At 74.4% G+C, this 14,284-nt stretch carries 3 protein-coding genes; 1 reads left to right on the top strand and 2 read right to left on the bottom strand.

Translation table 11 applies throughout. The features are described 5' to 3' along the window. Both AC1RRS_RS17595 and AC1RRS_RS17590 read right to left on the bottom strand, forming a co-directional pair. Positions 1–1,042: TolC family protein (locus AC1RRS_RS17595; RefSeq protein WP_492856240.1), on the bottom strand; the 1,042-nt coding region annotated here is incomplete at its 3' end. A gap of 64 nt (positions 1,043–1,106) precedes the next feature. Next, complete coding sequence (locus AC1RRS_RS17590; protein ID WP_492856239.1) at positions 1,107–1,460, bottom strand: hypothetical protein; 354 nt, start codon at positions 1,458–1,460, stop codon at positions 1,107–1,109. A 275-nt stretch (positions 1,461–1,735) separates the two neighbouring features. Here AC1RRS_RS17590 and AC1RRS_RS17585 point away from each other — a divergent pair, with 275 nt between their 5' ends. Further along, positions 1,736–14,014 (top strand): hypothetical protein, encoded by a 12,279-nt coding sequence (locus AC1RRS_RS17585; protein ID WP_492856238.1) that lies wholly within the window; start codon positions 1,736–1,738, stop codon positions 14,012–14,014. Positions 14,015–14,284 lie beyond the last annotated feature (270 nt).

The raw sequence follows: 14,284 nt of genomic DNA, 5'->3' as shown, positions 1-14,284 counted from the left end.
CACCGTCGTCCACCCGCACGGCGGTCCGGGGGCGCGCGACCACATGGGCTGCGACGGCTCGATGTGGCGTTTGGCGCAGGCGCGCCTGGCTGGCGGTCAGCTCGGCCTCGGCGGCGGCGCGGGCGCCCCGGTTGCGGTCGAACAGCGGCAGGGGCAGGGAGATGCCGGCCACCAGGGCCGTGGCGTCGTCGCCCGCCAGACGGCGCAGGCCGGCCGAGACGGTGACGTCTGGAACCGACAGGCCCCGCTGCACGGCGCGCCGGGCGTCGGCGGCGTCGCGCTCGGCCCGGGCCACGGCGAGAGCCGGCGTTTCCGCCTCGGCGGCATTGGGACCGCTCGCCGGCCGCGCCAGCAGGCTCTCGCCGACCGCATCATAGACGGCCGAAACGCCGGCCAGGGCCGAGAGCTTGGCGAAGGCGGCGTCGGCGCTCGCCTGGGCCTCGTCGCGCTCGGCACGGGCGGCGGCCTGTTCGGCCCGCGCCTGCAAGCCGCGCAACTGGGCCTCGCGGCCGGCGGCGACCAGTTCGGCGACCGCGCGGGCGTCGGTTTCGGCGGCTTTCCACTGCTCCTCGGCCTGAGCGACGCGCGCAAAGGCCGCCTCGGCCTCGGCGTAGGCCAGGGCGAGCTCGGCGGCGAAGTCGGAGCGCTCGGCGTCGGCCCGGGCCTCGGCGGCGCGGACGTCGGCCTGGCCGGCGGCCATCCGCGCGGCGCGCTTGCCGCCCAGCTCCAGGGTCTGGGACAGCGAGGCCGTGGTCTCGGCCAGGTCGAGCCCGCCGTAGGGGCCCGAGCCTGCCAGGTTCTCGACCTCCAGGCCGAGCACGGGATTGGGGCGGACGGCGGCCTGCAAGGCGAGACCCCGAGCCTGATCGGCGCCGGCTTGCGCGGCGACGAGGCGAGGGGAGGCGGCGCGAGCCTGGGCCAGCAGAATGGCGTAGGGCGGTGCGGGCTCGGCCGCGGCGGGCCGAACGGCGAGTGGAGCAGCCGCGTAAACGGCCGCGCCGAGCAGGACCGCGGACAGCGGCCTGCGCAGGGAAGGCGACATGGATTTCCTCTTGGGAGGTCCTAGGGATCTGACGGTTCTCGGGCGCGCTTCGGCGCGGGCGAGGTCAGGCCCTGGGCGGTCGCATCAGGTCGAACTGCCGGCCGGCCGGCGCGGCCGCGTCCTCGCCCGGCGTCAGGCGCGCGGCGGCGTAGACCAGCGAAGGCGCGGCCGAGGTGGCCGGCTCCGGCGCATAGGGCGCGCCGTGATGGCAGTGGCCGTGCACGCAGCCGTCGGTGCGTCCATGGTCTTCAGCGTGGTCGGTCTCCGACACCAGCAGGAAGGCCGTCGCTTCGGCCGCCGCCGGAGCTTCGTCGGCGCAGAGCGCGCTTTCGAGGCTCGGACCCAGCGCGAGCACGGCCAGCACCAGGGCGGCGAACGCCGCCCCGAACCTGCGCCATGCTGTGAGCTTGCGACCCATGTTCGCCCTATAGCCGAGCCGGGAGCGGCCGGGAACGCGTTACAAGATCACGTCGATCGGGACAGCTTCGACACCGGCCTACTCATATTGGGCCGGCCGCGCGCCGGCCGGGATCACGCGCGATCCCTTCCTCCAGACCGCTTCGCCCTTCGTCGCCCACCCGGCGAACGCGCGGTTTTGGTTACGGTTTTTGTCAACCGGGACGAGAAAGCGCTGGCTTGAGGTTTCAAATATCACCATTCAGTCACCGAACTGCGCCGTGGGGGATTCAGATCGTGGCCAAGAAGCAACCCGTTTCCCGGCTGGCCCAGGCGGCCGTCCTTGTCGACCAGCTTATCCACGCGATCGACACCGAAGGCCTGTCGCGCTCCGAAGCGGCCACGGCCGCGGGCCAGGTGCTGGGCCTTGTCCAGACGCTGTCGCTGCGCGGCGATCCCGACGCCCACGCCCTGAAGGCCGCCCTCGGCCGCCTCGCCGAGCGCCTTTCGCAGGCCAAGGACGACCCGACTGCGCCCGAAGTCGCCGTCGCGGCCTCCACCGCCGGCTCGCGCTTCGCCAAGCGCCTGCGTCGCCTCGCCATGATCGTCACCGCCGGCGCGGTGCTGTCGGCCCCGCTGGCCGCCGCCGCGCATGAGAGCGCGGGCCTGGGCGTCCACCTGGCCGGCTCGTCGGTCGCCGCCGTCGCCCTCATGGGCGCGCTGCCGGTCTACGCCGTCGGCGACGCCGTGCTGAACCCCGTCACTGGCAGCAACGAGCAGGTGGTCGAGGTCATCGCTCCCGCCGCCGTCCGCACCGCCAGCGGCAACATCATCTTCCTGGCCACCACGGTCGGCGACACCTACACCAACACCAAGACCGGCAAGTCCTACGAGGTCACGGCGGTCACCAAGAACGCCGACAACCGCGTGATCAGCGTCACGGTCAAGGAAGTCGGGACCAGCACCACCCAGTCGCAGGCCGTGGTCACCGACAAGTCGGGCGACATCGTCACCGGCGCCCCGCCGGCCGGCTCGGCCGGCGCCGGCGCGGGCAGCTATTCGTTCCCCACCGCCTCGGGCGACGTGAACACCTTCGCCGACGCCCGCCACGGCGGCAACGGCTCCAACGGCGACGACGGCGGCGGCCTGGAAATCTGCATCCCGCTGATCGGCTGCGCCACCATCGGCTACAACCCCACCGCGGGCGATGACGGCGGCGACGGCCCCTCGTTCGGCCACACCATCACCACGGCCAACAACGGCGACATCGAGGTGGTGTCCGACAAGCTGCCGGGCATCGTCATCTCCAGCGTCGGCGGCGACGGCGGCCAGGGCGGCGACGCCTATGGCAACATGGACGCGGCCCACGGCGGCAAGGCCGGGGCCGGCGGCAACATCACCCTCGACGCCAGCGTCGACATCACCACCGACGGCGTGGAGTCGCACGGCATCTTCGCCCAGAGCCGCAGCGGCGTCGGCGGCGACGGCGGCACGGGCTACATCTTCAGCGGCGGCGGTTCGGGCGGTTCGCCGGGCCAGGGCGGCTCGGTCACGGTGACCAGCACCGGAACGATCTCCACGTCCAAGGAAGGCGCGATCGGCATCCTGGCCCAGAGTCTGGGCGGCGCGGCAGGCAACGGCGGCGACAGCTATGGCATTGTCGGCGACGGCGGCGGCGGCTCGTTCGGCGGCGACGGCGGCGCGGTCTCGGTGACCCAGGGCGGGATCGTCCACACCGCCGGCCGCAACGCCCACGGCGTGCTGGCCCAGTCGATCGGCGGCTCGGGCGGCAGCGCCGGCGACTCCATCGGCCTGGTGACCTTCGGCGACAGCGGCGCGGCCGGCGGCAAGGGCGGCTCGGCGACCATCACCGCCTCGGCGGGCTCCAGCACCACCACCAGCGGCGACGGCGCCTACGCCCTGTTCGCCCAGTCGGTGGGCGGCGGCGGCGGCTCGGGCGGCCTGGGCATCGGCGTCGTCTCGCTGGGCTCCGACGGCGGCACCGGCGGCGACGCCGGCCTGGCCAAGATCACGGTCGGAACCGGCGCGATCGTCGGCACGACGGGCGCGGGTTCCCACGCCATCGTCGCCCAGTCGGTCGGCGGCGGCGGCGGCAGCGCCGGCGTGGCCGGCGGCGTGGTCGCCCTGGGCGGCAAGAGCAGCTCCGGCGGCAAGGGCGGAACTGTCGAGGTCTCCAGCGACGGCGACGTGACCACCGACGGCCTCGATGCGCGCGGGATCTTCGCCCAGAGCGTGGGCGGCGGCGGCGGCGCGGCCTCCGGCACGGGCGGCCTGGTCGCCCTCGGCGGCGAAGGCGCGGCCGGCGGCGCGGGCGGCTCGGTCACCGTGACCACCGGCCCGAACGGCTCGGTCAAGACCACCAAGGACGGTTCGGACGCCATCTTCGCCCAGTCGGTCGGCGGCGGCGGCGGTTCGGGCTCAAGCTCCGGCGGCGTCGTGGCCCTGGGCGGCACGGCCGGCGGCGGCGGGGCCGGCGGAACGGTCGGCGTCACCAACGGCGGCGAGGTCGAGACCAAGGGCGCCAAGGCGCGCGGGATCTTCGCCCAGTCGGTGGGCGGCGGCGGCGGCTCGGGCGGCGACGGCGGCGGCCTGGCCACCCTGGGCGGCACCGGCGGCGCGGCCAGCGCCGGCGGCGACGTCACCGTCACCAACACCGGCTCGATCACCACCGGCGGCGCGCTCTCCAGCGGCATCCAGGCCCAGAGCGTCGGCGGCGGCGGCGGCGACGGCGGCAGCACCGGCGGCGTCTTCCTGACCATCGGCGGCGGCGGCAGCACGGGCGGCGCGTCGGGCACGGTGACCGTGGCCCACAGCGGCGAGATCTTCACCGGCGGCAACGACTCCCACGGCATCTTCGCCCAGTCGGTCGGCGGCGGCGGCGGCAACGGCGGCTCCAGCGTTTCGATCAGCGCCTTCGCGGGCGTGGCCATCGGCGGCGAGGGCTCGGTCGGCGGCGACGGCGGCACGGTCGACATCGACCTGACCCAGAGCGCGATCACCACCGGCGGCTCCACCGCCTATGTCGATCCGCTGATCGTCACCGGCGGCGAGCGTTCGCGCGGGATCTTCGCCCAGAGCGTGGGCGGCGGCGGCGGCTCGGGCGGCTTCGCGGCCCAGGTCTCGGTCGGCTACGGCGTCGGGGCCAGCGCGGCGGTCGGCGGCAAGGGCGGGGCCGGCGGTGACGGCGGCCTCGTGGATATCGACGGCGCCGTGCGCATCCTGACCACGGGCAACTACTCCGAAGGCCTGTTCGCCCAGTCGGTGGGCGGCGGCGGCGGCTCGGGCGGTTTCGCCCTGTCGTTCTCTTTCGCGGCGGGCGAGACCGCGGCGGCCGCCTTCTCGGTGGCGCTGGGCGGCAAGGGCGGCGACGGCGGCCTGGGCGGCACGGTCGATATCGACTCGGGCGGCGCGATCGTCACCGAAGGCGACTTCTCGACGGGTCTGGTGGCCCAGTCGGTCGGCGGCGGCGGCGGCAACGGCGGCTTCACCGTGGCCTTCGCGGGCGCTGCGGCGGGCGCGGCCTCGGCCTCGGCGGCCGTGGGCGTCGGCGGGTCAGGCGGCAAGGGCGGCGACGGCGGCACGGTCGATGTCGATTTCGACGGCACGATCGCCACCGAGGGCGACGACGCCATCGGCGCGCTGATCCAGTCGGTCGGCGGCGGTGGCGGCGGCGGAGGCTACAACGTCTCGGGCGCGATCGCCGTGGCCGGCACGGCCGGGGTCGGCGCCTCGGCCGGCGTCGGCGGCACGGGCGGTGACGGCGGGATCGGCGGCTCGGCCACGGGCCGCATCGGCGACGACGTGACCACCGAAGGCGACCGCTCGACGGCGGTCATCGTCCAGAGCGTCGGCGGCGGCGGCGGCAGCGGCGGCTTCAACGTCAACGGCTCGATCGGCGGCGGCGGCACCGTCGGCGTGGGCGTCGCCGTGGGCGTCGGCGGCTCGGGCGGCGGCGGCGGGAACGCCGGCGCGGCGACCGGCACGGTGGTCGGCGACATCTGGACCAAGGGCGAGCAGTCCGGCGGCCTCTTGGTACAGAGCGTCGGCGGCGGCGGCGGTTCTGGCGGCTTCAACGTCTCCGGCTCGGTGGGCGTGGCCCAGACCGTGGGCGCGGGCGTCTCGGTGGGCGTCGGCGGCGCGGGCGGCGGCGGCGGCGCCGGCGGCGTGGTCGTGGCGACCATGACCGGCGACGTCCTGACCGAGAAAGCGGATTCCGACGGCGTCGTGGCCCAGAGCATCGGCGGCGGCGGCGGCAGTGGCGGCTTCAACGTCTCCGGCTCGATCGGCGGCGCCGGCTCGGTGGCCGGGGCGGTCAGCGTCGGCATCGGCGGGGCCGGCGGCGACGGCGGCGATGCGGGAAAGGTGACCCTCGACGTCACCGGTGCGACCGGCACGAAGGGCGCGCGCAGCGATGCGATCATCGCCCAGAGCGTGGGCGGCGGCGGCGGTTCGGGCGGCCTGTCGATCGGCGCGGGCATCGCGCTGTCGGGCAACGGCGCCGGCACGATCAGCGTGGCCGTGGGCGGCGCGGGCGGCGGCGGCGGCGACGCCGGCGTGGTCGAACTGCGCGTCAACGAAGGCGTGGCCGATCCGCTGGGCGACCTGATCGCGGCGGTGACGGAAGGCGAGGGCGCCCGCGCCATCGTCGCCCAGAGCGTGGGCGGCGGCGGCGGCAGCGGCGGCTTCTCGATCGCCGGCGGGCTGTCGGCCGCCAAGAGCGGCGCGGGCAATATCGGCGTCGGCATCGGCGGCGGCGGCGGCGACGGCGGGAACGCCTCGTCGGTGCTGGGCAAGGTCACCGGCGACGTCGGCACCAAGGGCGCCGACGCCTCGGCCGTGCTGGTCCAGAGCGTGGGCGGCGGCGGCGGCTCGGGCGGTTTCAACGTCACCGGCGGCATCTCGGCCTCCAAGAGCGTTGCCGGCAACATCCTGGTCGGCGTGGGCGGCTACGGCGGCGCGGGCGGCAACGCCGGCGACGTCACCGGCGGCGTCACGGGCGACATCGTGACCGAGGGCGACCGCGCCTTCGGGGCCAGCTATCAGAGCCTGGGCGGCGGCGGCGGCTCGGGCGGCTTCAACATCACCGGCGGGATCAGCCTGGCCGCCAGCGGCGGCGGCACGGGCACCCTGGGCGTCGGGGTCGGCGGCTTCGGCGGCGACGGCGGCGACGCGGGTCTCGTGAACGCCACCTTGACCGGAGACATCAGCACCAAGGGTGCCGACGCCCACGGCGCGCTGCTGCAAAGCGTGGGCGGCTCGGGCGGCTCGGGCGGCTTCAACATCACCGGAACGGTCAGCGCCTCGGCCGGGACCAACGGCGCGATCGGCTTTGGCCTCGGCGGCTTTGGCGGCGGCGGCGGCAACGCCAGCACGGTCGACGGGGTGCTGACCGGCGACGTCACCACGGTCGGTGACAACTCGTTCGGCGCCATGCTGCAGAGCCTGGGCGGCGGCGGCGGCAACGGCGGCATGAACGTCACCGGTTCGGTCGCTCTGTCGGCCAGCAGCAACGCGGCGGTCTCCATCGGTCTGGGCGTCGGCGGCTTCGGCGGCGGCGGCGGCGACGCCAAGGCGGTCACTGGTGCGGTCACCGGCCGCTACCAGACCTCGGGCGACGAGGCCGACGGCGTCGTGGCCCAGTCGATCGGAGGCGGCGGCGGCTCGGGCGGGCTCAACGTCTCGGCCTCGGTCGCGGTCAGCGCCGGCACGGCCGGCACGGGTTCGGTCGGCATCGGCGGCTTCGGCGGTTCGGGCGGCGATTCCGGCGCGGTGACCCTGACCCGCGTTGGCGACACCATCACCGACGGCGCCAATTCCGACGGCGTTATCGCCCAGAGCATCGCCGGCGGCGGCGGCCAGGGCGGGATCAACGTCTCCGGCGGCCTGTCGGCCACCACCAAGGGCACGGCCGGCAGCTTCGGCTTTGGCCTGGGCGGCTTCGGCGGCGACGGCGGCGACGCCGGAGACGTGACCGCCAGCGTCACGGGCAATGTCTGGGCGCAGGGCCTGGAATCCGACATCACCACGCCCGAGCTGACGATCGAAATCCCGCTGTTCGGGCTGGAATTCACCATTCCCGCCGACCGTACGCGCCTCAACGGCTCCAACGGCGTCGTGGCCCAGAGCGTGGGCGGCGGCGGGGGTTCCGGCGGCCTCAACGTCACCGGCCAGCTGTCCCTGACCACGCCGGGCGGGTCTTCGGCCAGCCGGGCGATCTCGCTGGGCGTCGGCGGCTTCGGCGGCGCGGGCGGCGACGCCGGCAAGGTCGACCTGACCATCGCCGGCCCGAGCGCCGACTACGTGCAGGTCACGGCCGTGGGCGACGACCGCTACGCCGCGGTCGCGCAATCGATCGGCGGCGGCGGCGGCGCAGGCGCGATCAACGTCTCCGGCGGCGTCGCGCTCGACGGCCAGCTGACCGTCGGGATCGGCGGCTTCGGCGGCGACGGCGGCCTGGGCAAGGACGTCACGGCCGACGTCACCGCCAACCTGTTCGCGGCCGGCGATCGCTCGCGCGGCCTGATGGTCCAGTCGATCGGCGGCGGCGGCGGCGCGGGCGGCATCAACATCTCCGGCGGGATCAGCGCGAACACCTCGGGCTCGGAGCCCTCGGTGGTGTTCGGCCTGGGCGGTTCGGGCGGCGCCGGCAACGCCAGCGGCGACGTCACCGTCGCCCAGGACGGCCAGGTCTGGGTAGAGGGCGTCGACGCCATCGGCATCCTGGTCCAGAGCGTCGCCGGCGGCGGCGGTTCGGGCGGCCTCAACGTCGCGGCCGACGTCAATCTCGGCAAATCGACCTCGTCGTCGAACGGCTATTCGGTCGCGGTCGGCATCGGCGGCCAGGGCGGGACGGGCGCCGACGCGGGCGACGTCTCGCTGACCAGCGTCGGCGACGTCATCGTCAACGCCCAGCTGAAGGCCAATCCGGCGGCCGGCGAGGATCGCCTGGAAGCCGTGACCTTCACCGGCGGCGCCAAGGGCGTGCTGGTGCAGTCGATCGGCGGCGGCGGCGGCGTGGGCGGCATCAGCGCCACCGGCGCGATCGCCCCGTTCGGCAACCCGATCGCGGTCGGGGTCGGCGGTTCGGGCGGTTCGGGCGGGAACGCCGGGGCGGTCACGGTCGTGCGCGGCTATGCCGACGACGGCTCGGCCGATCCGCACCTGATCCGCACCTTCGGCGACGATTCCGACGGCCTGATCGCCCAGAGCATCGGCGGCGGCGGCGGCACGGCGGGGATGAACTTCACCATCGCCGCCACCGTGGCCAACAAGGCCGAGAACCCGATCGCGGCGATCATCACCATCGGCGGCGACGGAGCCGGCGCGGGTTCGGGCGACACGGTCGACGTCACCCACAACGGCAATATCGTCACCGACGGCGCCCACAGCGACGGCCTGATGGCCCAGTCGGTCGGCGGCGGCGGCGGTTCGGGCAATTTCAACATCGGCGCGGGCGTGCTCAAGGACGCCAACGCCCTGAACATGGCCATCGGCGGCGCCACCGGCGCGGCCGGCGACGGCGGCGACGTCACGGTCGACCATGTCGGGACCATCGTCACCCTGGGCGACGACTCGGTGGGCCTGCGCGCCCAGTCGATCGGCGGCGGTGGCGGCAACACCGGCCTCGACATGGCCATGGGCCCGCTGAACCGCAACGAGATCAACATCACCATCGGCCGCCTGGGCGGCTCGGGCGGCGTCGGCGGCAAGGTCGACGTGGCCTCGAAGGGGACGATCGACACGACCGGGAACGAGTCCTCGGCGATCTTCGCCCAGTCGGTGGGCGGCGGCGGCGGCGCCTCCAGCGCCACCACGGTCAGCGTCACCGGCACCCGCGGCCAGGGCGACAACGCCGAGTCCTTCGGCGGCTCGCTCAGCGTCGGCCTCGACGGCGGCCTCGGCGCGGAGGGCGGCGACGTCTCGGTCACGGCCGAGGGTGATCTGACCACCCGCGGCGACGACTCCCGCGGCATCTTCGCCCAGAGCCTGGGCGGCGGCGGCGGCGTCGGCGGCGGCGCGTCCAACACCATCGTCCGCGCCTCGGCGGCCGCAGCGGTCGCGGTCGGCGGGGCCGGCGGCGTCGGCGCGATCTCGGGATCTGTCGAAGTCGACAACGCCGCGACCATCGTCACCGAGGGCGCACGTTCCGACGGGATCCTGGCCCAGGCGATCGGCGGCGGCGGCGGCCTGGGCGGCATGGCCCGCACCATCGCCTTCCAGGTCGGCGGCGCGCCCTCGGGCACGACCACCCGCACCGCCACGGTCAGCGTCGGCGGGACCGGCGGCGACGGCGCGGTCGGCGGCCTGGTCGACGTCACCAACACCGGGGTGATCTACACACAGGGCGAGGCCTCCTTCGGCGTCCGCGCCCAGTCGATCGGCGGCGGCGGCGGCATCGGCGGCGCTGTCCTCCAGGTCCGGGCGCAAGGCACCAACAGCAACGACTCCTTCGACCTTAACATCGGCGGCTCGGGCGGAACCGGCGGGGCCGGCGGCGTGGTTCAGGTGCTCAACGAGGGCCTGATCGTCACCGAGGGCCGCGGCGCGGCGGGCGTCAGCGCCAACAGCATCGGCGGAGGCGGCGGCGACGGCGGCCTCGTGATCGACGTGGTCGGCGGCTACACCGGCGCCGACAAGCAGAGCCACCGCTACGTGCTCAACATCGGCGGTTCGGGCGGCGACGGCGGCACGGGCGGCGACGTCACGGTGACCAACCGCGCCGTGGCCGGAATCGAGGATTCCGGCACGATCGCCACCTCGGGCGACCGCGCCTACGGCGTCTTCGCCCAGAGCCTGGGCGGCGGCGGCGGCAATGGCTCGACCATCCTGTCGCTGACGGCCCTGAAGAGCGCCGAGAACAGCGCCTCGGTCGGCCTCAACATCGGCGGCATCGGCGGCACGGGCAATTCGGCCGGGACGGTCAAGGTCGACAACGCCGGCCTGATCCAGACCACGGGCGCCGACGCCTACGGCGTGCTGGCCCAGTCGATCGGCGGCGGCGGCGGCAACGGCGGCCTCGTCATCGCGGCCAACCTGCTGATCGGGGCCACGGCCAATTCGCCGCTCGTCTCGCTGGGCGGTCTCGGCGGCGACGGCGGCGACGGCGGTTCGGTGACCGTCGACAACAGCGGCCGGATCCTGACCACCGGCGCGCGCGCCCACGGCATCGTCGCCCAGAGCATCGGCGGCGGCGGCGGCGACGCCCAGATGGCCTTCAGCCTGACCGGCGAGGCCAAGAGCCTGATCATCTCCAACGCCCTTGCGGCTGTCGTCGGCGCGGTCGGCGGCGGCTCGGGCGGGCAGGGCGGCGACGTCACCGTCAACCACTCGGGCGACATCACCGTGCTCGGCGACGGCGCCATGGCCATCAAGGCCGAGAGCATCAACGGCGGCGGCGGGACCCTGACCCTCGACTTCTCGGGGATCGTCGGCCTGCCGGGCCAGCCCTACCTCAAGCCTGACGGCTCCACCGGCCGCGTCGACCCGATGGTCGTCGCCAAGGCCGGGGCCGAGAACACCTCCGGCGCGGCCGGCGGCAAGGTCACCGTCAACTCGACCGGCACGTTCGGCGCGGCCGGCGACAACGGCGTCGGCTCCTTCGCCCAGTCGATCGGCGGCGGCGGCGGCACGATCGACCTGAACCTGCTGCTGGCGGCGCAGCTCGACGAAGTGAACGTCGACGCCCCGGTCGGCACGAAGGTCGAGCTCGGCCTCGGCGGCTCGGGCGGATCGAACGTCGGCGGCGGTGCGATCGACAGCACCCACACCGGCCAGATCCTCACCACCGGCGCCAACACGCCGGCCGTGCTGGTCCAGTCGATCGGCGGCGGCGGCGGTCGCGCCACGGGCGACGTCACGGTTCCTGCCGGCGCCCTGCTGGGCGCGGTGACCCTGGCGCTTGGCGGCGAGAACCAGACCAACGCGGCCGGCGGCGACGTCAGCCGCACCCAGGGCGGGGCGGTCGTCACCACGGCGAACAACGCCTTCGGCGCCATCCTGCAGAGCGTGGGCGGCGGCGGCGGTTCGACCGGCTTCACCGTCCAGGGCGCGGGCGCCTCGGCCACGGCCAGCCTCGGCGCGACCGGCGGCTCGGGCCTGGGCGGCGGCTCCGTCGAAGCGGCCTTCACCGGCGGCGTCGCCACCATGGGCGACCACGCCACCGGCCTGCTGGTCCAGTCGATCGGCGCGGGCGGCGGCGAGGTCCACCTCTCGGGCGTCTCCAGCCTGGGCGTCACCCTGGGCGGAACCAGCGGCGCGGCCGGCGACGGCGGCGACGTGGCCCTGGTCAACACCGGAACCGTCTATACGGCCGGCGCCGGCTCGCACGGCGTCTTCCTGCAATCGGTCGGCGGCGGCGGCGGCGCGGTGTTCGGCGGGCCTTCGAGCGCGACCGTGACCCTCAACGACGGCGGCGTCGGCGACGGCGGCGATATCGACTTCCGCCAGACCGGCGACATCGTCGCCGAGGGCGCGGGCTCCTACGGCGTCGTGGCCCAGAGCCTGGGCGGCGGCGGCGGTTGGGTGGACGGCAAGTTCGCCGGCTCGGCCGGCGGCGCGGGCGAGGGCGGGGCGATCGACCTCGTCCTGGCCGGCCAGGTGCTGGCGACCGGCGCCGGCTCCACCGCCGTCTTCGCCCAGAGCCTGGGCGAGGACGGGGCGGGCGACATCGCCGTCTCGACCAACAACTTCGTGCGCGGCGGCTCGGGAACCGGCGCCGGCGTGCAGTTCAGCGGCGGCGCGGCCAACACCCTGGCCAACACCGGTCTGGTCTCGGCCGTGTCGGGCAAGGCCATCGTCGGCGGCGTCGGCGACGAGCGCATCGACAACCGCGGCGTGGTCATCGGCGACATCGACCTGGGCGAGGGCTCCAACGCCTTCGACAACAAGGCCGCCGCGACCTTCATGGCCTTCAAGACCATCGACCTGCGCGATCCGGCCGGAACCGGGCCGCTAGCGGTGTCGGCGGTCTCGACCTCGGGCCTGTCGACGCAGGGGATCTCGGCCCAGGCCGTCCCCGGCGGCGCGGCCACCTTCACCAACGCCGGCGAGTTCCTGATGGGGCTGTCGGCCACGCGCACGCCGATCGACCTGGCGGCCGGGGCGACCTTCGCCAATCTCGACGCCATCGGCACGCCCGCGACCAACCCCTTCTACGGGGCGCGGGTGATCAACACCGTGGCGCTGGACGGCCACTATGTGCAGACCTCGACCGGCCACCTGGCCTTCGACGTCGCCTTCGGCCCCTACGCTTCGGACCGCGTCAACGCCACCGGCGACGTGGTGGTGGCCGGCACGGGCGACGTGATCCTCACCTGGCTGCAGGACTCCAAGCCCGTCACCCTGTTCGCGGCCGGCGGCTCGGTCACCGACAACGGGCTGAAGATCGCCGACACCCTGGCGATGGACTACCGCATCCAGACGACCTCGGGCGCGGTGCAGCTGGCCTTCGACACCCACTTCGACCAGGGCTTCCTCAATGTGAACGGCCGCGCCCTGGGCCGGCACATGAACTCGGCGATCAGCGTCGGCGACTCTGGCGGCATCGGCCGCCTGATGGCCCTGATCGGCAACCTTCAGGCCGGCCAGGAAGCTGCCTACACGAAGATCTTCCAGAACCTGAACCCCGAGCCGCACCTGGCCCCGCTGCGCAGCCAGCTGGCCTCGTCCAACGCCTTCTCGGCCCAGCTGTTCGGCTGCGCCAACCCGACCCTGCAGGTCGACGGCAAGTGCTCCTGGGCGACCATCGAGCGCGCCACGGCCGACGGCGAGAGCGACTTCGACACCCTGGGCGTCAAGGCCGAGGGCGGGCGCCTGCGCGGCGGCTTCGAGCAGTCTCTGGACGGCGGTTGGTCGTTCGCCGCGGCCGCGGGCCTGGAGCGCCTGGACCGCGTCAAGGTCGACGGCGTGCGGTCGTGGTCGCAGGGCCAGGGCCTCAGCGCCGGGGCCGGCTTCAAGCGCCGCAGCGGCGGGGCCGAGATGGCCTTCTCGCTGTCGGGCGGCTGGCAATGGATGGAGACGGCCCGCCTGGTCGAGCTCTTCACCATCGGCCGTGCGGAGTCCGACCCGGAAAGCGGCTATGTCCGCGCCGACGCCCGCTTCGCCTACGTCATGGAGAACGGTCGCCTGTTCGTGCGCCCGGCGCTGAACGTGTGGGCCACCGGCCTGCACCAGCAGCGCTTTGAGGAGCGCGGGCTCGACGGCATGGGCGCGCGGGGCCTCTCGCACACCCAGGTCATCGGCACGGCCAATCCCGAGCTCACCCTGGGCTTCGTGATGAAGGAGACGGCCAGGAGCCAGGCGGCGGTGTCGTTCACCGTCGGCGGCCTCTTCAACTCGACCGACCGGATCGAGATGCCGTTCCAGCTGATCGGGTCCAACCCGTCGTCGGACCCGGCCGACATCCGCACCGCGCTCGACAAGTCGGGCTGGCGCGCGGGCGTCGACCTGCACGTGATCGGCGACGACCGCGTGTCGGTGAAGTTCAACTACACCACCGAGTTCGGCGATCGCACCAGCAACCAGGCCGCCGGCCTGAACGTGCGGGTGCGGTTCTAGGGGAAGGGGGCGACCCCTTCCATTTTCCGTCGCCGCCCCTGACCCCTCTCCCCTTGCGGGAGAGGGTGGCCTGCGAAGCAGGTCGGGTGAGGGGTCTCTCAGACCTGAAAGCCGCGTGCGGCGGTCAGGCCGGGTGGCGCGTCTCCGATCTAAGAGGCCCCTCATCCGACGGCCTTCAGCAGCCTCCTTCATGGGCGACGCCGTTCGCCGAAATGGTCAAGCTGTAGCGCTCGAACGCCTCCCCCTACCCAATATCGGGTAGTCGCTACC

Source organism: Caulobacter sp. GW821-FHT12A07, from assembly GCF_058807655.1.
Note: the sequence above shows the minus strand (reverse complement) of the source record. Positions and strands in the feature narration are given on the sequence as shown.